The 18,297-nt window shown below is 72.9% G+C and carries 19 protein-coding genes; 8 read left to right on the top strand and 11 right to left on the bottom strand.

Features of this window, described 5'->3' with window-relative positions:
- Positions 1 to 247 precede the first annotated feature (247 nt).
- The 3 genes from FBY22_RS24700 to FBY22_RS24710 are packed head-to-tail and all read right to left on the bottom strand — an operon-like array spanning position 248 to position 3,839.
- Positions 248 to 2,809 (bottom strand): ABC transporter permease, encoded by a 2,562-nt coding sequence (locus FBY22_RS24700; RefSeq protein WP_142149429.1) that lies wholly within the window; start codon positions 2,807 to 2,809, stop codon positions 248 to 250.
- Positions 2,806 to 3,555 (bottom strand): ABC transporter ATP-binding protein, encoded by a 750-nt coding sequence (locus tag FBY22_RS24705; RefSeq protein WP_142149431.1) that lies wholly within the window; start codon positions 3,553 to 3,555, stop codon positions 2,806 to 2,808. The genes FBY22_RS24700 and FBY22_RS24705 overlap by 4 nt, the downstream gene beginning before the upstream one ends.
- Positions 3,552 to 3,839, bottom strand: a complete 288-nt coding sequence (locus FBY22_RS24710; RefSeq protein ID WP_142149433.1) for an SHOCT domain-containing protein — start codon at positions 3,837 to 3,839, stop codon at positions 3,552 to 3,554. Before FBY22_RS24710 ends, FBY22_RS24705 begins: the two co-directional genes overlap by 4 nt.
- Before the next feature lie 163 nt (positions 3,840 to 4,002).
- On the opposite strand from FBY22_RS24710, the gene FBY22_RS24715 reads away from it, so the two are divergent.
- The 4 genes from FBY22_RS24715 to FBY22_RS24730 are packed head-to-tail and all read left to right on the top strand — an operon-like array spanning position 4,003 to position 6,511.
- The gene (locus tag FBY22_RS24715) at positions 4,003 to 4,593 is read left to right on the top strand and encodes a TetR/AcrR family transcriptional regulator (protein WP_142149435.1); all 591 of its coding nucleotides are present in this window, start codon (positions 4,003 to 4,005) and stop codon (positions 4,591 to 4,593) included.
- A gap of 11 nt (positions 4,594 to 4,604) precedes the next feature.
- Positions 4,605 to 5,189, top strand: a complete 585-nt coding sequence (locus FBY22_RS24720) for a DUF4865 family protein (RefSeq protein ID WP_142149437.1) — start codon at positions 4,605 to 4,607, stop codon at positions 5,187 to 5,189.
- A complete protein-coding gene (locus tag FBY22_RS24725) occupies positions 5,186 to 6,094 on the top strand; it encodes a phosphotriesterase (protein WP_142149439.1) in 909 nt (302 codons plus the stop codon). Before FBY22_RS24720 ends, FBY22_RS24725 begins: the two co-directional genes overlap by 4 nt.
- Before the next feature lie 21 nt (positions 6,095 to 6,115).
- A complete protein-coding gene (locus FBY22_RS24730; protein ID WP_142149441.1) occupies positions 6,116 to 6,511 on the top strand; it encodes a tautomerase family protein in 396 nt (131 codons plus the stop codon).
- A 6-nt stretch (positions 6,512 to 6,517) separates the two neighbouring features.
- Here FBY22_RS24730 and FBY22_RS24735 read toward each other — a convergent pair whose 3' ends face one another.
- The 6 genes from FBY22_RS24735 to FBY22_RS24765 form a co-directional block, all read right to left on the bottom strand.
- A complete protein-coding gene (locus tag FBY22_RS24735) occupies positions 6,518 to 7,045 on the bottom strand; it encodes an SMI1/KNR4 family protein (protein WP_142149443.1) in 528 nt (175 codons plus the stop codon).
- Entirely contained in the window at positions 7,042 to 7,296 is a 255-nt protein-coding gene (locus FBY22_RS24740) for a hypothetical protein (protein ID WP_260845106.1), read from the bottom strand. The genes FBY22_RS24735 and FBY22_RS24740 overlap by 4 nt, the downstream gene beginning before the upstream one ends.
- A gap of 124 nt (positions 7,297 to 7,420) precedes the next feature.
- Positions 7,421 to 7,876 carry an RpiB/LacA/LacB family sugar-phosphate isomerase gene (locus tag FBY22_RS24745; RefSeq protein WP_142149445.1) on the bottom strand — a complete coding sequence of 152 codons (456 nt, stop codon included), beginning with the start codon at positions 7,874 to 7,876 and terminating at the stop codon, positions 7,421 to 7,423.
- 435 nt (positions 7,877 to 8,311) lie between these two features.
- Positions 8,312 to 9,550, bottom strand: a complete 1,239-nt coding sequence (locus FBY22_RS24755) for an ROK family protein (protein ID WP_142149447.1) — start codon at positions 9,548 to 9,550, stop codon at positions 8,312 to 8,314.
- 36 nt (positions 9,551 to 9,586) lie between these two features.
- Positions 9,587 to 10,228 (bottom strand): alpha-ketoglutarate-dependent dioxygenase AlkB, encoded by a 642-nt coding sequence (locus tag FBY22_RS24760; protein WP_142152499.1) that lies wholly within the window; start codon positions 10,226 to 10,228, stop codon positions 9,587 to 9,589.
- Positions 10,229 to 10,280: 52 nt separating this feature from the next.
- Positions 10,281 to 11,465, bottom strand: a complete 1,185-nt coding sequence (locus FBY22_RS24765) for a site-2 protease family protein (protein WP_260845107.1) — start codon at positions 11,463 to 11,465, stop codon at positions 10,281 to 10,283.
- A 226-nt stretch (positions 11,466 to 11,691) separates the two neighbouring features.
- Between FBY22_RS24765 and FBY22_RS24770 the strand changes: the two genes are divergently transcribed.
- Complete coding sequence (locus FBY22_RS24770) at positions 11,692 to 12,822, top strand: methyltransferase (protein ID WP_142152500.1); 1,131 nt, start codon at positions 11,692 to 11,694, stop codon at positions 12,820 to 12,822.
- Between the two features lie 61 nt (positions 12,823 to 12,883).
- On the opposite strand, the gene FBY22_RS24775 is transcribed toward FBY22_RS24770, so the two are convergent.
- Together FBY22_RS24775 and FBY22_RS24780 are read right to left on the bottom strand one after the other, a co-directional pair.
- Positions 12,884 to 13,741 carry a class II fructose-bisphosphate aldolase gene (locus FBY22_RS24775; RefSeq protein WP_142149451.1) on the bottom strand — a complete coding sequence of 286 codons (858 nt, stop codon included), beginning with the start codon at positions 13,739 to 13,741 and terminating at the stop codon, positions 12,884 to 12,886.
- Positions 13,742 to 13,766: 25 nt separating this feature from the next.
- Positions 13,767 to 14,648 carry an SIS domain-containing protein gene (locus FBY22_RS24780; RefSeq protein ID WP_142149453.1) on the bottom strand — a complete coding sequence of 294 codons (882 nt, stop codon included), beginning with the start codon at positions 14,646 to 14,648 and terminating at the stop codon, positions 13,767 to 13,769.
- Between the two features lie 121 nt (positions 14,649 to 14,769).
- On the opposite strand from FBY22_RS24780, the gene FBY22_RS24785 reads away from it, so the two are divergent.
- The 3 genes from FBY22_RS24785 to FBY22_RS24795 all read left to right on the top strand — a co-directional run bounded on the left by FBY22_RS24785 (position 14,770) and on the right by FBY22_RS24795 (position 18,275).
- Entirely contained in the window at positions 14,770 to 15,549 is a 780-nt protein-coding gene (locus FBY22_RS24785) for a DeoR/GlpR family DNA-binding transcription regulator (RefSeq protein WP_142149455.1), read from the top strand.
- Positions 15,550 to 15,641: 92 nt separating this feature from the next.
- Positions 15,642 to 17,480: a glycoside hydrolase family 15 protein gene (locus FBY22_RS24790; protein ID WP_142149457.1), complete on the top strand. Its 1,839-nt coding sequence runs from the start codon at positions 15,642 to 15,644 to the stop codon at positions 17,478 to 17,480.
- Positions 17,481 to 17,621: 141 nt separating this feature from the next.
- Entirely contained in the window at positions 17,622 to 18,275 is a 654-nt protein-coding gene (locus FBY22_RS24795; RefSeq protein ID WP_142149459.1) for a hypothetical protein, read from the top strand.
- The last annotated feature ends 22 nt before the right edge of the window (positions 18,276 to 18,297 follow it).

Genomic DNA, 18,297 nt, shown 5'->3' on the forward strand with positions numbered 1-18,297 from the left:
GGGGGCCGGGGTGCTATCGGGGCTGAGTTGGCGCTGTAGTTGGGTTTACCGGCTGTAGTGCCCTCACCCTTTGGATTGCTCGGTCGCCTCCGGGGGCGCTTTGTGTCGGTGTCGAGGGGGCGATCGTGCTCGGTGCTGCCCGCCTCCGCGCGTTCGCCCTCTCGACACCGACGCGCCCCCTGCGGCTCCCTCGCGGCCGGCGCGTTGGCACAGGGGGCGTGGGTGGGCTCTTGCCCGGAGTTGTTCTTCACTCCGTTGCTATCGCGCGTAGTACGTCCAGGCGCGCCGCTCTGCGGGCCGGGCGCAGGCCTGCCAGGGCGCCTGCCGTCAGGCCCACGAGGGTGACGACCAGCAGACGGGTCGGCGGGAGGGCGAAGGCGAAGCTGCTGTCGCTCGCCCCGTCCGAGGCCTTGACCAGGACCCAGCCGAGGAAGGCGCCCAGGCCCAGGCCACCCGCCGTGCCGAAGGCCGCCACGAGGACCGACTCCCAGCGGACCATGGCCCGCAGTTGGGAGCGGGTCTGGCCGACGGCGCGCAGCAGGCCGAGTTCGCGGGTGCGCTCGTGGATCGCCAGGGTGAGGGTGTTGGCGATGCCCAGCAGGGCGATGAGCACCGCGAGGGCCAGGAGCGCGTAGACCAGGGTCAGCATCATGTCGATGCCTCCGGCCGAGGACTGCGCGTACTCCTCGCGGGTCTGGACGGCGGGATCGCCGTAACGGGTGGCGACCTGTTCGACCACGTTCTTGCCCTGCTTCGTGCTCACGCCCGGCTTGAAGGTGACGGCGACGAGCGTGTCGGAGTCCTGGGTGCGGTGCGGGGCCCAGGCGGCGCGGGTGATGACGTAGTCGCCGGCGAGTTCGGAGCGGCCGTAGACCGCGCGGACCGTGAAGGTCCGCCTCCGGCCGTCGGTGAAGGCCAGCCGGGCCTTGTCGCCGGTGGCCAGGTGTTGGCGGGTGGCCTCGGAGCGGGTGATCGCGATGCCGTCGGTGCCCAGGCCGGCGAGGGAACCGTCGATCCTGCCGAGGTCGAAGGTGCGTTTCAGGGCGACGGGGTCGGTGACGGTGAGGGCGCGGCCCTTGCCGTCGACCTCGGCCACTCCTCGGCCGAGGCCCACCGCCGTGTCGACCTGGGGCAGTTGACGGATCGCCCCGGCCAGGCGGGGGCTCAGTCCGCTGCCGCCCGCGCCGAAGGACGGGGTGCTGACCGCCACGTCGCCCGCGAAGGAGCGGGAGACGGTCTGGTCCATGGTCGCCTTGAGGGACGCGGCGAAGACCGTGAACAGGGAGACGACCGCCACCCCGATCATCAGGGCGCCGGCGGTGGCCGCCGTCCGCTTGGGACTGCGCAGGGCGTTGCGGCGGGCCAGGGAGCCGGTGACGCCGCGCAGTCGGTCCAGGGGGGCGCCGAGGATCCGTACGACCTTCGTGGCGGCGACCGGGCCCAGGACGATGAAGGAGGCCAGGGCGAGTACGGCGCCAAGTCCCGCCAGCGGCAGGGAGGGTGAGGCCAGGACGCCGTAGAGGGTCGCGGCCGCGGCGAGGACCGCCATCGTCGTGCCGGTGACGGCCCGGGTGCGGGAGGCGGCCGAGGCGTCGACGGCCGTCTCGCGCAGGGCTGCCAGCGGGGCGATGCGGCCCGCTCGTAGCGCCGGCAGGAGGGCGGAGGCCAGGCAGACGGTGATGCCGACGGCCAGCGGGATCGTCAGGGAGAGGGACTTGATGACCAAGTCGCCGTCGGGGAAGGGGAATCCGATCGCCGGGAAGAGGGCCTGCAGGCCGGCCGCCATGCCGATGCCGCCTGCGAGACCGGCGGCGGACGCTGTCACGGCGACCGCCGTGGCCTCGATGAGAGTCGTGGCGGTGATCTGGCGGCGGGAGGCGCCCAGGGCACGCAACAGGGCGTTCTCCCGGGTGCGTTGGGCCACGACGATCGCGAAGGTGTTGTGGATGGAGAAGGTCGCGACGAGGAGGGCGATGCCGGAGAAGACGAGCAGGAAGGTCGTGAAGAGGGTCAGGAACTGGCTGGAGATCATGTCCGTGTTCTCCTGGGCCGACTCCTGGCCGGTGATCGCATCGACTCCCTTGGGGAGTACGGGAGTCAGGCGGGCGACCAGTTCTCGCTGGGTGGTGCCGGAGTCCGCCCGGACCTTGATGCTCGCCGCCTCGCCGGGGCGGGCGGTGAGGTACTTCTCGGCGTCGGCGCGGGTCATGCCGGTGAAGGTGACCTGGGCCATGCCGTCCTCGCCCGCGAAGGTCGCGAGGCCCACGACGGTCACCCGGACCGGGTCGGGGGTGCGCAGTGTGGTCGTGTCGCCGATCCTCAGGTGGCCCTTGGCGGCGGCGCCCCGGTTGATGACGACTTCCCCGGTCGCCCGCGGGGCGCGGCCTTCGGCGAGCCGGTAGGGGTTGAGTTCGGGGTCGGTGATCCAGTTGCCGGCGAGGGTGGGCGGGCCCTTGCCGCCGATCGCCTTGCCGTCCTTGCCGACGAGTTGGCCGGCGCCCTCGATGTCGGGTTCGGCGGCCGCGACGCCCGGCACCCTCTCGATCGTGTTCGCGAGGGCCGCGGGGACCGGTTGGCGGGTGCCCTGGCTCTCGCCGGGGGTGGTGATGGCGTCGGCGCTGCGGACGACGGCGTCCGTGCCGGCGGCGGCCCTGCCGAACATGGTGTCGAAGCCGGCGCGCAGGGTGTCGCCCATGACGAGGGTGCCGGCCAGGAACGCGACGCCGAGGAAGACGGCGAGGAAGGTACCGGCGAAGCGGCGTTTGTGGGCGCGCAGGGAGGACGCGCTCAGGCGTACGGCGGCGTTCATGCGGGCACCTCGAAGGCTTTCATGCGGTCCAGGACCCGGTCGGCGGTCGGGGCTTCCATGCGGTCGACGAGACGGCCGTCGGCCAGGAAGACGACCTCGTCGGCGTGGGCCGCGGCGACCGGGTCGTGGGTGACCATGACGACGGTGCGGGAGGTCTGGCGGACGGCCCGGCCCAGCAGGCCGAGGACTTCGCCGCCGGCGCGCGAGTCGAGGTTTCCGGTGGGTTCGTCGGCGAAGACGACGTGCGGCCGTCCGGCGAACGCCCGTGCCACGGCGACGCGTTGCTGCTGCCCGCCGGAAAGTTCGGAGGGACGGTGGTGGAGGCGGTCGCGCAGGCCGACGACGTCGATCAGCGCATCGAGCCACTCCTGGTCGCGTTTGCCGCCCGCGAGGTCGAGGGGAAGCGTGATGTTCTCGGCCACCGTGAGCGTCGGGACGAGGTTGAAGGCCTGGAAGACGAAGCCGACGCGGTCACGGCGCAGCAGGGTGAGGCGGCGGTCGTCCAGCGTGCCGAGGTCGGTGTCGCCGATGTGGGCGGTGCCGGAGGTGAGGGTGTCCAGGCCGGCGGCGCAGTGCATCAAGGTGGACTTGCCGGAGCCCGAGGGCCCCATGATCGCGGTGAAGCGGCCGGCCGGGAAGTCGACGCTCACCCCGTCCAGGGCCCTCACCGCGGTGTCGCCACGGCCGTACACCTTCACGGCGTCGGCGACCCGGGCGGCCGCGCGCACGGTGGTCGCGGTCGTCATGCCGCGCCGCCCTTCGTGCGGCCGAACTGCTCGTCCAGGACGGACAGTCGGCGCCAGTACTCGTCCTCGTCGATCTCGCCCGAGGCGAAGCGGCGGCCGAGCACCGCGAGGGGTGAGTCGCCGGAGGGGCGTGGGTCGTCCATCGGGCGCCAGGGGCCCCGGCGGCCGCGCCAGACGGTGCGGCGCAGGAAGGTGGCGACGCCGATCACGACGGCCGCCCAGATCAGCGGGAAGAGGAGCATCCAGGGGCCGGGGCCGCCGTGCCAGTCCGCGAGGCTCTGCATCTCGGTTCATCTCCTGAGTGGTTGTCGGTGGTGATGCCTCGAGACTGGCGCCGGCAGGGGGTCCGGGTCGTCGTACGCCCAGCGGCAGTGCGGATACCTCCTGGGGAGTACCGGCGGGCTCGTGCGCTGCTCCCTCGCGCTCTCGACTTCTGTAACTACTAGTATGTACAGTGCGTGCATGAGCACCTCGGAGAGCACTTCGGACCGTCTCGTGGAGTCCACGCGCGAGCTGCTGTGGGAGCGCGGTTACGTGGGCACGAGCCCCAAGGCGATCCTGGAGCGCGCGGGCGCCGGGCAGGGCAGCATGTACCACCACTTCAAGGGGAAGCCCGACCTCGCGCTGGCGGCGATCCGGCGGACGGCCGCGGAGCTGCGGGCCACCGCCGAGGGAGTCCTGGGCGGGCCGGGGAGTCCGTACGAGCGCATCGAGGGGTATCTGCTGCGCGAGCGCGACGTGTTGCGGGGCTGCCCGGTGGGACGGCTGACCATGGACCCGGACGTCGTCGCCAGTGCCGAGCTGCGCGCTCCGGTCGACGAGACGCTGGACGCGATCCGCGAGCTGATCGCGGGGATCGTGGAGGAGGGCAAGGAGCTCGGCGAGTTCGCGCCCTCGCTGGACGGCGAGCAGATCGCCTCGGCCGTCCTCGCGACCGTCCAGGGCGGTTATGTGCTCGCCCGCGCCTCCGGCTCCCCCGCCGACTTCGACGCCGGCGTCCGGGGACTGCTGTCCCTGCTCGCGCCGCGACCCGCCTGAGGAGGCATCCGATGCACGCCATGCAGTACGAGCTGACCCTCCCCGCCGACTACGACACGAACGTCATCCGCGACCGTGTCGCCCGGGTCGGGCATCTGCTGGACGACTGGGAGGGGCTCGGGTTCAAGACCTACCTGCTGCGCGAGCGCGGGGTGGACGGCTCACCGGTCAACCAGTACGCGCCGTTCTACCTGTGGAACAGCATGGAGGGCATGAACTCCTTCCTGTGGGGAGGGGCCTTCCAGGGGCTGAGCGACGACTTCGGGCGGCCGTCGGTGCGCCAGTGGTCGGGGCTCGCGTACGCGGAGGGGGCGGCCGCCTCGGGTGCGGCGCGCATCGCGGTGCGTCGCCGTCGGCGGGTGCCGGACGGTGTCGTACTGGCCGATGTGATGGCGGAGGCGACGGACGAGGTCGCTCGGCTGGCGGGCGAGGACGGGGCCGTGCTCGCGGCGGCCGCCGTGGACACCAGCCGCTGGGAGCTGGTGCACTTCTCGCTGTGGGAGCACCGGGCGCCCAAGGCGGAGGGGGACGTCTTCCAGGTGCTGCACCTGTCCGCTCCGGGGCGCGATGACCTGTCGGAGGGGCGGCAGTGGTGAGTTCGATCCGTACGGTGCTGGGGGACGTACGTCCCGAGGAGCTGGGCGTGTGCGACGCGCACGACCATCTGTTCCTGCGCAGTCCCCGGTTGCCCGGCCAGGAGCTGAACGACGCGGCGGCCGCCCGGGCCGAGCTGAACGCGTTCCGGGCCGCCGGCGGCGGCACCGTGGTGCAGTGGACGCCGTACGGCATGGGCCGGCGGGCCGCGGACCTGCCCGACCTGTCCCGGTCCTCGGGGGTGCACGTGGTGTGCGCGACCGGTCTGCACCAAGCGGCGCACTACAGCACGCAGTTGCTGGAGGAGCTGCGTGGCGGGCTCGCCGAGGTGTTCGTCGCGGAGCTCACGCAGGGCATCGGCACCTCGGGGGTGCGGGCCGGGCTGATCAAGGTGGCGGGCGGCTTCCACGCGCTGGACGCGCACGCCCGCTGGACGATGACCGCGGCGGCCGAGGCCCATCACGCGACCGGGGCGGCGATCGCCGTGCACCTGGAGATGGGGACCGGGGCGCTGGACGTCCTCGACCTGCTGTGCGGCAGGCTCGGTGTGGAGCCGCACCGGGTGATCCTCGGGCACCTCAACCGTTCCCCCGACCCGGTCGTCCAGCGCCAGGCCGCCGAAGCCGGCGCCTATCTCGCCTTCGACGGCCCGTCCCTGGCCCACCACGCCACCGACTGGCGAATGCCGCAGGCCGTGCGGGCCTTGGCCGACGCCGGCTTCGGGCATCGGCTGCTGCTCGGCGGGGACACCGTGGTCGCCGGGGCCAGGTCGGTCGACGGCGGCCCCGGTATGCCGTATCTGCTGCGCAGGGTCCGGCCCCGGCTGGCGCTGGAGCTGGGCGAGGAGTTGACGGACCGCGTCCTGACGGAGAACCCCGGCCGGGCGTTCGCCGTACGGTGGCGCTGAGCCGTAAGGAGGGACGCGGGCATGCCCTTCGTCCGTATCGACACGCTGGGGACCGACACGGCACGCCTGGACGCGCTCGGCCGGGCCGTGCACGAGGCGCTGGTGGAGACGATCGGCATCCCGCCGAACGACCGCTTCCAGGTCGTGACCGGCCACGACGGCGTGCACAGCACACTGCGCTGGGACGACTACCTCGGCGTCCCGCGCGACGAGGGCATCGTGTACGTCGCGATCACCATGCGGTCGGGGCGCACACCCGAACGGAAGCGGGCGCTGTACCGGCGGATCGCCGAACTGGCCCACGCCTACGCGGGGACGGAGCCGCGGAACGTGTTCGTCAGCGTGACCGAGAACGAGTCGGCCGACTGGTCGCTCGGTCACGGGCTCGCGCAGTACACCGGGACTCCCCCTTCCTGAACGAGGTCAGCGGCAGAGGGCGTCGACGTCGTCGGAGAACGACGGGAACTCGGCCTGCGCCTCGTCCACGATCTCCCGCGCGGGACGGCGCCGAGTGGTGGCGTGCCGCTCGGCGAGCGCGGTCAGTGTCGGGTTCGGCCGACCCTCGCGCTGCCCGAAATCCACGATCTCCAGGGGCCCGAGGCCGTCGGCGAGGATCCACAGGAAGTCGGACAGGTTCGCCGCCACCACTCCCCGCTCCCCCTCGGAGCCGAAGAACACCACGGGCTGCTCGGCGAGCGGCCGGCCGGGCCGCACGCACCACAGGGCGACGAGACCGCCGGTGCCGTCCTGGCCGAAGACCCGGTAGGCGTCGCCGTCGAGTTCGTGGTTGCCGGTCCAGTGGCGCAGCCAGTCGGTGGTCTCCTCGGCGGAGTCGAAGGCGCCGTACGGCTCGAAGTCGACGCCCTCGCCGTCGTCGTAGTCGAACTCCACCTGGGCCACGTCGGCCAGGGCCGGCGGGAAGCGACGGGAGTCGTCCGTTGTCTCGATCATGCCCGCAGGCTAGCGACCGGCACTGACAACGCCGCCGGCCCCGCCTGGGCGACGGAGATGTCCACGGAGGGGCGCAGCTTCGCAGCCGCGGCCAGGGCCTCGTGCACCGGGTGGGTGCCGAAGGACGCCAACAGGGCGTCGTTCGCCGGGGCTTCGGCGGCGGGGTAGGCGATCTGCTCGTAGGCGGCCCGGAAGCGGGGACCCCAGCGGCGGCCGCCGAGCCGGGCCGGGCGGGAGCAGTTGTCAACCATGTGGGCGACGTTGCGGGCGTGCGGGCATGGCAGCAGGGGCTGTGCGTGCGCCGAGCAGATCTGCGACGGCCCCCGGTGGCGGCCCTGTGGAGCCTTGCCGGTCGCTCGGGAAGCGTCGGCTGAGTCAGGAAGCGGTCCCGCGCAGATCGAGCCGCTCGACGCGGGCGACGTTCTCGCGGTCCTCGGCGTCCTCGCTGGCCGCGGCGGCGAACCAGGCGTCCAGGATCTCCTTCAGCAGCGGTTCGGAGGTCAGCCGCAGGCTGAGCGCGAGGACGTTGGCGTCGTTCCAGCGGCGGGCGCCGTCGGCGCTGTAGGCGTCCGTGCACAGCGCCGCCCGTACGCCCGGCACCTTGTTCGCGGCGATGGACGCGCCCGTGCCGGTCCAGCAGCACACGACCGCCTGGTCCGCCCGGCCGGCGGCGACCTCCCGGGCCGCCGCCTCCGAGCAGGCGGCCCACTGCGGGTCGTCGCCGGGGCTGAGCGCGCCGTGGGCCGTGACCTGGTGGCCGCGCCGGCCCAGCTCGGCGACGAGGGCGCGGGCGACGGGTTCGTCCATGTCGGAGGAGACGGAGATCCGCATGCCGACGAGCCTAGCTCGTCCCGCCGCCGACCGGCGGCGCCGGCCGCTCGGGCAGTCCCCGGACCGGCGAGGCCCGGAGCCTTCCCGCGCGCCGGACGGACGTGCTAGGTCGTCACATTCCCGTCGTCCGCCCGTAGGGCGGGCCCGGAGGCGTCCGGTGCGTGCGATCGCAAGGCGCCGGAGCGCCCCGACAGCGGAGCTGTTCGGGCGTTTCGGCAACGCCGCGAGCGCGCGTGCCAGGCGCCTCCGGGCAGGCGGGAATGTGACGACAGGGCCAAGAGGTGGCCGACCTCCAGGGCCAGACCCGGACTGCCGGTGCGGAGGCGGCCGTCGAGGACCAGGGCGCCGCCGACGCCCCGGTGCCCACACACAGCAGGTCCCGGGCGCCGCGGCCGCGCCGCCTCGGGCGACCCGGGCCCGCGCCCGCCGGGTGTCCTAGGCGAGCGCTCCCAGCGGGTCGTCCAGGACCGGCTGCCAGGCCAACTCCGCCGCTCCCACCAGGCTGTTGTGGTCGAGGGTGCAGGCCAGGATGGGCACTCCCCCGCTCTGGCCCCACAGGCTGCGGTCGGCGACGACGGCGCGCAGCCGGTCGGGGTCGGCGTCCAGGAGGGTGCGGTGCAGGCCGCCGAGGATGATGCGGTCGGGGTTGAGGATGTTGACCAGGCCCGCGAGGCCGAGGCCGAGGCGGTCGATGAGCGTTTCGGCGGCCGTGCGGACGGCCGGGTCGTCGTAGTGCTCGCGGACCAGGTCGTCGGCCTGCCTGAGCAGGGACATCTCGGGGCCCGGGTCCAGGCCGGCCGCCGTGAGGAGGGCCAGCGGATCGGCCTCTACGTCGAGGCAGCCGCGGCTGCCGCAGTGGCAGGGGCGGCCCTCGGGGTTGACGGTGAGGTGGCCGACCTCCAGGGCCAGACCCGAACTTCCGGTGTGGAGGCGGCCGTCGAGGACCAGGGCGCCGCCGACGCCCCGGTGCCCGGTCGCAACGCACAGCAGGTCCCGCGCACCGCGGCCGGCGCCGTGCCGGTGCTCGGCGAGGGCGGCGAGGTTGACGTCGTTGCCCGCGAAGGCCGGCCCGGTGATGCCGGCCGCGCGCACGCACTCGGCGAAGATCCGCCGGACCGGCGCGCCGACCGGCCAGGCCAGGTGCAGGGGGTTCAGGGCCAGGCCGTCGGGTTCGGCGACCGCGGACGGCACGGCGAGACCGGCGCCGACGCAGCGCCGTCCCGTGGAGCGCAGCAGGTCCGTGCCCGCCTCCACCACCGAGCCGAGGACCTTCGCCGGGTCGGCGTCGACGGTCTCGCAGCCGGGCGCGGTGGCCACGATCCGGCCGCCCAGGCCGACCAGCGCGGCCCGGAAGCCGTCGGCATGGACCTGCGCGGCGAGCACGACCGGCCCGTCGTCGGCGACCGCGAGCCGGTGGGAGGGCCGGCCCTGCGAGCCGGCCGCCGCGCCGGGCCGGGCGTCGACCCGGATCAGCCCCAGCGCCTCAAGCTCGGCCGCGACCGCCCCCGCTGTCGCCCGGGTGACCCCGAGCTCGGCGGTGAGCACGGCCCGGGTGGGCGCGCGTCCGGTGTGCACGAGCTCCAACGCGGGCCCGAGCGCACCGCGCCCCCGGTCCAGCCGCGTCCTCGAGGTGGTCCCTTCCCCCGCCGGCCGGGGGTCCGCCTTGCCGCTCATGAGGGCGAGTCTCCCATGATCCGCGGCCGTGTCCGCCTACAGGCCGCTGACCCGGAGCGTGATGTTGAGGCGTCCGCACAGCCCCAACTGCGCAGGCGCGCTGCCCGCGTACACGCGGGGGACCCCGTGGTAGACGAGCCGGGAGGGCCCGCCGAACACGAACAGGTCACCGCTGCGCAGCTCGAGGTCCCTGTAGGGCCTGGCGCGGGTCTCGGTGTTGCCGAAACGGAAGACGCAGGTGTCGCCGAGGCTCAGGGACACCACCGGCGCGTCCGACCTCTCGTCGCTGTCCCGGTGCATGCCCATCCGGGCGTCGGCGTCGTAGAAGTTGATCAGGGCGATGTCGTACGGCGGCGCGGGATCGCCCAGCGCGTCGGCGACGGCCCGTCGTCCCAGCTCGCCGAGCCATTCGGGGAATGGTTTCACGGGCGCGCCGTCACCGTCGACGACCGTGCGTGCGTAGCCGTACGGGTGCCAGTGGTGGCCGAGGCAGACCTGGCGGGCGGACATGGTGCCCCCACCGGGGACCCGCACCGTCCGCAGTCCGGCCGGGGGGCGCGCCCACTCCCGGCAGGCCTCCAGCAGCGCGCGCTGTCGACCGTCGTCGAGCCAGTCCGGCAGGTGCACGGCACCGGGAGACACCTCGGTCCGGGGCCTGGGGAACAGCTCGCCTTCCATACGAGCCATCCTGCTCCACCCGTTCCGTACGAGCCATCCTGCTCGACCCCGGTCAGCTCCGGCGACGGCGGCGGTCGCGGCGGCGGGTGGTGAACCACAGCACGTGGACCGTGAGGAGTGATCCGAGGGTCAGGAGCGCGTCGGCGAGGTCGAGGCCGGTGCGCGCCGTGCGCAGACCGGTCACCGCGGTGAGGATCAGCCGGAGGTCCGCCGGGAGGGTGTAGAGGGCGAGTCCGGCCAGGCAGATGGTGGTTCCGACGACCTGGATCACGCTGTAGACGCGCACCGCGCGCCGTTCCGCCGGAGGCAGGGCCCGGGTGGGGTCGGTGTCCGGGGTGCGCCTGCGCAGCAAGCGGCCCGCCATGTGTCGGGCGTGGGCGCGGCCGTCCCCGTACAGGTTCCGGCACCCGGTGAGGTCCTGCAGGACGAAGTACACGTCCGTCCGCATGAACACCATCAGCTGGAAGGTGAGCGGCAGCAGCGCCCACAGCACGGTCGCGGCGAGCAGCCGGTGCGGGGCCGACCCGGGTGCCATCACGAGCAACAGCAGGAACGCCGTGGCGGCCACGGCGAGATTGACCGCGACGCCGGCCAGGTAGGCCGTCAACCGGTGCCGCCGGGGCGCGAGTTCGATGCCGCTGATGTCCGTCTGCGCGACCAGGAACTGCAGCCGGGTGCCGAAGCCGACCCGGCCCGGGACGCCCGCGGCCCTGGCCACGGCGAGGTGCGCCAGTTCGTGGAGCAACAGGATCGACCAGCCCACGGCGGCACCGGAGAGGATCACCACCCTGCCCCGGTCGCTCCACAGCAGGCTCCGGTAGGCAGGGGCGAGTTCGGGGTGCCGGACGAGCGCGACGAGAGCGGCGACGACCAGGGCGGCGGGCAGCAGTGGAAGGAGGGGGCTCAGCAGGAAGCGCATGTGCTCGGGCCGCAGCCGGGGCATGGTCGGCGGGCGCACCGGCTCCGCCGCCACCGGGAGGCCCGCCGCCTCTGCCACGAATCCCAGGCCGATGAGGTCGCGCACGAACTCGGCCACGTCGAGTTCCTCGCCGGTCTCGGCGAGCACCCGCTCCTGCGTCGGCCCGACGCTCAGTCCGCGCTCCAGCAGGCGGATGACCGTGATGGCGGTTTCCGGTACGGCGACGGACGTCCGTGTCTCGCGACGTCCCACGATCCACTCGGCGCCGTCCGGTCGCCGGGCCAGGTCGTGCAGCCGGACACGGGACGCCGGTCCCACGGTGATCGTCGTTCCCTCGGCGTCCTTCGTCGTGCTTCTGCTGAACCATGGCCGGTTCCGTCACCGGAGCCCCCGCATTGACTCGGTCATGCCATCCTGATCCGGTTCCCGAACCCGTGACAAGGGCGCGCCCGGCCCCGCCAGGGCCGCGGCTTCGGCGGTACGGGGCCGCCCGACCGGGGATGACCTGCGGCTCCGCTAGCCTGGTCGCACGATGAACGACCGTATGACGACGCCCTGGGGCGAGTTCGCGCTGACCCGTTTTCCCGAGGATCCGCGCGAGCGGCTGCGCGCGTGGGACGCCTCCGACGAGTATCTGCTCGCGCACCTCGCCGAGGAGAAGGTCCCGCTGTCCGGCACGGTCGTGGTCCTCGGTGACCGCTGGGGCGCGCTGGTCACGGCGTTGGCCGAGCACCGGCCCACGCAGATCACCGACTCCTTCCTCGCACAGGAGGCCGCCCGGCTCAATCTCGCGCGCAACGGCGTCGAGACCGGTGCCGTGCGCCTGCTGACCACCCAGGACGCGCCGCCGGAGCGGGTCGACGTCCTGCTGGTGCGGGTGCCGAAGAGCCTCGCCCTGCTGGAGGACCAGCTGCTGCGGCTGGCGCCCGCCGTGCACGAGGGCACGGTCGTCGTCGGCACGGGCATGGTGAAGGAGATCCACACCTCGACGCTGGAGCTGTTCGAACGGATCCTCGGCCCGACGCGCACTTCCCTCGCGGTGAAGAAGGCCCGGCTGATCTTCTGCACGCCCGATCCGGCGCTGGAACGGCCCGCCGACCCGTGGCCGTACTGCTACACGCTGCCCGATGGCATCGGTCCGGTCTCGGGGCGCACGGTCGTCAACCACGCGGGCGTCTTCTGCGCCGACCGGCTGGACATCGGCACCCGGTTCTTCCTGCGGCACCTGCCCGCCCCGGGCGCTCGCCGGGTCGTGGACCTCGGGTGCGGCAACGGGGTGGTGGGGACGGCCGTGGCGGTCGCCGACCCGGACGCCGAGGTGCTGTTCGTCGACGAGTCGTTCCAGGCCGTGGCCTCCGCGGAGGCGACGTACAGGGCGAACGGGGTGCCCGGGCATGCCGAGTTCCGGGTCGGGGACGGGCTGGCGGGGGTGCCGGCCGGGAGTGTCGACCTGGTGCTCAACAATCCGCCGTTCCACTCCCACCAGGCGACGACCGACGCGACGGCGTGGCGGATGTTCACCGGGGCGAAGCGGGTGCTGCGGCCCGGTGGCGAGCTGTGGGTGGTCGGCAACCGGCACCTGGGCTACCACGTCAAACTCAAGCGGCTGTTCGGCAACAGCCACCTGGTCGCGAGCGACCCGAAGTTCGTCGTGCTCAAGGCCGTCAAGCGGTGACCGGACCGGCGTGCGGATGATGGCGGTCACGGTCTTCGGACCAGCGTGCGGATGATGCCGGTCACGGTCTTCGGACCAGCGTGCGGATGATGGCGGTCACGGTCTTCGCCATCGCCTCCCGGCCGACGCCGAGGTACTTGCGTGAGTCGACGACCTCGGGGTGGGCGGCGAGGAAGTCACGGATCGCGCCCGTCATGGCGATGTTGAGGGCCGTGCCGACGTTCACCTTGGAGATGCCGCCCGCGACGGCCGCGACGAGTTCGTGGTCCGGTACGCCCGAGGAGCCGTGCAGTACGAGGGGCACGTCCAGGGTGGCCGAGAGGCGCTTGAGGAGGGCGTGGTCGAGAGTGGCGGTGCGGGTCGTCATGGCGTGCGTGCTGCCGACGGCGACGGCGAGGGCGTCCACGCCGGAGTCGGCGACGAAGGCACGGGCCTGGTCGGGGTCGGTACGGGCGCCGGGGGCATGGGCGTCGAGGGCGGGCTGTCCGGCCTTGCCGCCGACCTGGCCCAGCTCGGCCTCGATCCAGAGGCCTTGGGCGTGCGCCCAGTCGGCCGCCGCCCGGGTCGCGGCGAGGTTGCGCTCGTAGGGCAGGCGGGCCGCGTCGTACATGACGGAGCTGAAACCGGCGTCCGCGGCCTGGCGCAGCAGGTCGTCGCTCTGGACGTGGTCGAGATGCAACGCCACGGGGACGGCCGCGCGTTCGGCGGCGGCGACTGCGGCGCGGGCCAGTGGGAGCAGCCGGCCGTAGCGGAACTTGACGGCGTTCTCGCTGACTTGGAGCACCACGCCGGCCTGTGCGGTCTCGGCGCCGGCGATGACGGCTTCGACGTGCTCGAGCGTGATGATGTTGAAGGACGGGACGGCGGAGTGCGCGGCGGCGGCCCGGGTGACGAGTTCGCCGGTGGTGACGAGGGGCACGGTTTCTCCCGGGGGAAGGGGTGCGTCAGGGGGCGAGGATCACCGAGCGGGTGAGGTGGCGGGGCCGGTCCGGGTCGAGTGCGCGGGCCGCGGCGACGGCGACGGCCAGGCGCTGGGCGCGGACCAGTTCGGCGAGCGGGTCCAGGCCGCCCGCGATCCACAGCCCGCCGGTGCCGCGCACCTGTTCGGCCAGACCCTCGGGCGCCTCGCCGAGCATCCAGGTGGCCGTGCCGTGGGTGGTGACGCTGATGGGGCCGTGCCGGTACTCCATCGCCGGGTAGGACTCGGTCCAGGCGAGCGCGGCCTCGCGCATCTTCAGCCCGGCCTCGTTGGCCAGGCCCACCGTCCAGCCGCGGCCCAGGAAGGTGAACTGGGTGCAGCCGACGAGCCCTTCGGGCAGGGGGCGGGCGAGCGCGGTGCGGGCGTCCGCGACGACGGCGTCGGTGTGCACGCCGAGGTGGGCCCGGAGCAGGGTGAGCGCGGTGGTCGCGAACCGGGTCTGGACGACGGACCGTTCGTCGGCGAAGTCGAGGACGACGACGTCGTCGGCCGCCCGCATGACCGGGGTGTGCGGGTCGGCGGTGAGCGCGGTCGTACGGGTGGTGCCGCTCAACTCGTCGAGGATGTCCAGGACTTCGGTGGTGGTGCCCGAGCGGGTGAGGGCCAGGACGTGGTCGTAGGAGCGGCCGCGGGGGAACTCGGAGGCGGCGAAGGCGTCCGTCTCGCCCTGTCCCGCCGACTCGCGCAACGCGGCGGCGGCCTGCGCCATGAAGTAGGAGGTGCCGCATCCGACGATGGCGACCCGCTCCCCCGGCGCCGGGAGCACCGCCGCGTGACGTGGCGCCTCCGCCGCCGCCCGTGTCCAGCACTCCGGCTGACTGCTCAGCTCGTCCTCGACGTGCGTCATGCCGCACCCTCCCTCTCTTTGCTTGTTCTTGCAAGATATAGCGAGCTTTCGAGCACAATCAAGCATGGAGTCCCTATCAGGGTGCGCTAGGGTCGCCGGGAGATCGAGGAATGGAGGGCGGATGTCGCGCGACGCCCGCTGGAAGGCGCTGCTGGAGCTGCTCGTCGAGCGTGGCCGGCTGGACGTCGAGGAGGCGGCTACAGAGCTGGAGGTCTCCGCGGCGACGATCCGGCGCGACTTCGACCAGCTCGCCGAACAGCAGATGCTGGTGCGCACCCGCGGCGGCGCGGTCGTACACGGGGTGTCGTACGAGCTGCCGCTGCGCTACAAGACGGCCCGGCACGCCTCCGAGAAGCAGCGGATCGCGAAGGCGGTGGCGGAGCTGATCGCGCCGGGCGAGGCGGTGGGCCTGACCGGCGGCACCACGACGACCGAGGTGGCGCGCGCCCTCGCCGTGCGCGGCGACCTGGCCTCCGGCTCCCCCGCGCTCACCGTCGTCACAAACGCCCTCAACATCGCCAACGAGCTCGCCGTACGCCCTCAGTTCAAGATCGTGGTGACCGGCGGGGTCGCGCGCCCGCAGTCGTACGAGCTCATCGGGCCCCTCGCGGACGGTGTGCTCGGGCAGATCACCGTGGACATGGCGGTGCTCGGCGTCGTCGCCTTCGACGTCACGCACGGGGCCGCGGCGCACGACGAGGCGGAGGCGGCCATCAACCGGCTGCTGTGCGAGCGCGCCGAGCGGGTGGTCGTCGCCGCCGACTCCAGCAAGCTGGGACAACGGGCGTTCGCGCGGATCTGCGGGGCCGGGGCGGTGGACACGCTGGTGACGGACACGGCGGCGGACCCGGAGGAGGTCCGCCGGTTCGAGGAGGCGGGCGTCGAGGTCCTCACCGTCTGACCCGGCACGTCCGGTACTGCGATCCCCGCGCCGCCGCCCCCGTTTCCGCCTAGGCTGAGTTCCGGGATGCGTGTCGGGTGCGGGAGGCAGCGATGGACGCACGAGCGATCGACGAGGACGTCCCGACGGCCGCCGGCCGGTATCTGCCGATCGCCGAGCACGGGCTGATCGGCGACCTGCGCAGCGTGGCCCTGGTGGGCACGGACGGCACCATCGACTGGTACTGCTGCCCGGCCTTCGACGCGCCGAGCGTCTTCGCGGCGATCCTGGACGCCGAGCGCGGCGGTTGCTTCGAGCTGAGCGCATCCGTGCCGGCGAAGACGAAGCAGTTCTACTTCCCCGACACCAACGTCCTGATCACCCGCTTCTTCACCGAGGACGGCGTCGGCGAGGTGCAGGACTTCATGCCGGTCGACGACGGGTTCGGGGAGCCCGAGCGGCATCGGCTGATCCGGCGCGTGGTGTGCGTGCGCGGCTCCATCCCGTTCCGCACCCGGGTCGCGCCGCGCTTCGCCTACGGCACTCGGCCGCACACCGTACGGATGGCCGGTGAGGTCGCGGTCTTCGAGTCCGACGAGCTCTCCCTCGCCCTGACGTCGACCGTCCCGTTGGAGGCCGAAGCCCAGGACGCGCGCGCCGACTTCAAGCTGTCCGAGGGCGAGACGGCGGTGTTCGCGCTGGACCAGGTCGGCGGTGCCGTGGAGCCGCGCCGCTGCGCCAAGGTCGAGGCCGAGGAGCAGTTCAACACGACGGTGGCGTACTGGCGTCGCTGGCTGTCGGCGTCCAAGTACCGGGGCCGCTGGCGGGAGATGGTGCACCGCTCGGCGCTCACCCTCAAGCTCCTCACCTACGCGCCCACCGGTGCCATCGTGGCCGCGCCGACGACGAGCCTGCCCGAGCAGCTGGGCGGCGAGCGCAACTGGGACTACCGGTACGTGTGGGTGCGCGACGCGGCCTTCTGCGTGTACGCGCTGCTGCGGCTCGGCTTCACCGACGAGGCCGAGGCGTTCATGAAGTTCGTGACCCGGCACATCAGCCCTGGCGACGGCAGGCCGTCCGGCCCCCTGCAGATCATGTACGGCATCGACGGCCGCACCGACCTCACCGAGGCCGAACTCCGCCATCTGGAGGGCCATCACGGCTCGGCACCGGTCCGGATCGGCAACGCCGCCGCCGATCAGCTCCAGCTCGACATCTACGGCGCGCTCATCGACTCCATCTACCTCTACGACAAGTGGGCCAAGCCCATCTCCAGCGACCAGTGGGACGACGTGTGCGCGCTGGTGGACTGGGTGTGTGAGCACTGGGACCAGCCGGACGAGGGGATCTGGGAGACCCGCGGCGGGCGCAAGAACTTCCTGTACTCGCGCCTGATGTGCTGGGTGGCGATCGAACGGGCCATCCGCATGGCCCACCGCCGGGGCCTGCCGGCCGACCTGCCGCGCTGGCGCCTCAGCCGTGACACGATCTACCGGCGGATCATGAAAGAGGGCTGGTCGGACCGGCGGCAGGCGTTCGTGCAGCACGAGGGCGGCGATGTGCTGGACGCGGCGGTGCTGATGATGCCGCTGACGAAGTTCATCGCGCCGACCGACCCCAAGTGGCTGTCCACGCTCGACGCCCTCACCCACGAACTGGTCTCCGACTCGCTCGTCTACCGCTACGACCCGATGGCGAGCCCCGACGGGCTGCGCGGCGACGAAGGCACCTTCTCCATCTGCTCGTTCTGGTACGTCGAGGCGATGGTCCACGCCGGGCGGGTCGACGAGGCACGCCTGGCGTTCGAGAAGATGCTGACGTACGCCAACCATCTCGGGCTGTACGCCGAGGAGATCAGCCACACCGGGGATCAACAGGGCAACTTCCCGCAGGCGTTCACGCATCTCGCGCTGATCAGCGCGGCCTTCAACCTGGACAAGGCGCTGGGCTGACACGGGTGCGGCGGGTGGAGGTGACACCACCCCGCATCCGGTGTCCAGAGCCAGGGACGACGGGCCGCGCGACCGACAGGATTCATGACGTCGGCACAACGGCCGACGCCTCATCCATCGTCGCAGCTCGGGGGGCCACCCATGAACGAAGTCTTCGCCAGGCGCCTGACCGGTATCGCCGGGGTCGTCGCCGCGGTCGCGCTCATCGTCGAAGTACCCCTGTACTTCGTCTACTCGGGGCCGCCGCCGGACGCGAACGTGCTGTCCCGGCTGCTGCTCGGCATCGTCGGACTCACCTCGCTGGCGCTGTTCGCGACCGCCTTCCGCGAACTGGTCAGGCGCACCCGCCCCGACTACGAGTGGGCGGCCGCGATCGCCTCCGCCACCGGGCTCGTCTACGCGACGATCGCCCTGGTCTCCTCGGGGCTGGAGGCCGGCGCGGTCATCGCCGCCGACCACCCGATCGATCCGACGATCACGGTCAGCGGCACGTACATCCTCTACGGTTCGATCTCCCGGCTGCTGCTCGGACTCTTCCTCGGCACGCTGGGCTACGTGGTCACCCGCACCGGTCTGCTGCCGCGCTGGGTCGGCAGGTCGGCCTGCGCCCTCGCGGTGATCAACCTCGCGTTCGTGCCGTCGCTGTTCTTCGGCAACACGCCCGCGCACTTCTACGCCGCGAACGGCTGGGGCACCACCGCCCTGATGGGCGCGATCCTCAGCTGGTGGCTGCTGGCCGTGGGCATCTCCACCTACCGCGGCGCGACCGGTGCCCGAGCGGCGGTGCCCGCGTAACCTCGGGGCAGATCATCCGGCG

The organism is Streptomyces sp. SLBN-31, from assembly GCF_006715395.1.
Lineage (GTDB): Bacteria > Actinomycetota > Actinomycetes > Streptomycetales > Streptomycetaceae > Streptomyces.

Excerpts from the sequence above, each read along its gene's own strand:
- FBY22_RS24700 (WP_142149429.1), bottom strand. The coding sequence starts at position 2,809 with ATGAACGCCGCCGTACGCCTGAGCGCGTCCTCCCTGCGCGCCCACAAA.
- FBY22_RS24705 (WP_142149431.1), bottom strand. The coding sequence starts at position 3,555 with ATGACGACCGCGACCACCGTGCGCGCGGCCGCCCGGGTCGCCGACGCC.
- FBY22_RS24710 (WP_142149433.1), bottom strand. The coding sequence starts at position 3,839 with ATGCAGAGCCTCGCGGACTGGCACGGCGGCCCCGGCCCCTGGATGCTC.
- FBY22_RS24715 (WP_142149435.1), top strand. The coding sequence starts at position 4,003 with ATGTACAGTGCGTGCATGAGCACCTCGGAGAGCACTTCGGACCGTCTC.
- FBY22_RS24720 (WP_142149437.1), top strand. The coding sequence starts at position 4,605 with ATGCACGCCATGCAGTACGAGCTGACCCTCCCCGCCGACTACGACACG.
- FBY22_RS24730 (WP_142149441.1), top strand. The coding sequence starts at position 6,116 with ATGCCCTTCGTCCGTATCGACACGCTGGGGACCGACACGGCACGCCTG.
- FBY22_RS24735 (WP_142149443.1), bottom strand. The coding sequence starts at position 7,045 with ATGATCGAGACAACGGACGACTCCCGTCGCTTCCCGCCGGCCCTGGCC.
- FBY22_RS24740 (WP_260845106.1), bottom strand. The coding sequence starts at position 7,296 with ATGGTTGACAACTGCTCCCGCCCGGCCCGGCTCGGCGGCCGCCGCTGG.
- FBY22_RS24745 (WP_142149445.1), bottom strand. The coding sequence starts at position 7,876 with ATGCGGATCTCCGTCTCCTCCGACATGGACGAACCCGTCGCCCGCGCC.
- FBY22_RS24755 (WP_142149447.1), bottom strand. The coding sequence starts at position 9,550 with ATGAGCGGCAAGGCGGACCCCCGGCCGGCGGGGGAAGGGACCACCTCG.
- FBY22_RS24760 (WP_142152499.1), bottom strand. The coding sequence starts at position 10,228 with ATGGAAGGCGAGCTGTTCCCCAGGCCCCGGACCGAGGTGTCTCCCGGT.
- FBY22_RS24770 (WP_142152500.1), top strand. The coding sequence starts at position 11,692 with ATGACGACGCCCTGGGGCGAGTTCGCGCTGACCCGTTTTCCCGAGGAT.
- FBY22_RS24780 (WP_142149453.1), bottom strand. The coding sequence starts at position 14,648 with ATGACGCACGTCGAGGACGAGCTGAGCAGTCAGCCGGAGTGCTGGACA.
- FBY22_RS24785 (WP_142149455.1), top strand. The coding sequence starts at position 14,770 with ATGTCGCGCGACGCCCGCTGGAAGGCGCTGCTGGAGCTGCTCGTCGAG.
- FBY22_RS24790 (WP_142149457.1), top strand. The coding sequence starts at position 15,642 with ATGGACGCACGAGCGATCGACGAGGACGTCCCGACGGCCGCCGGCCGG.
- FBY22_RS24795 (WP_142149459.1), top strand. The coding sequence starts at position 17,622 with ATGAACGAAGTCTTCGCCAGGCGCCTGACCGGTATCGCCGGGGTCGTC.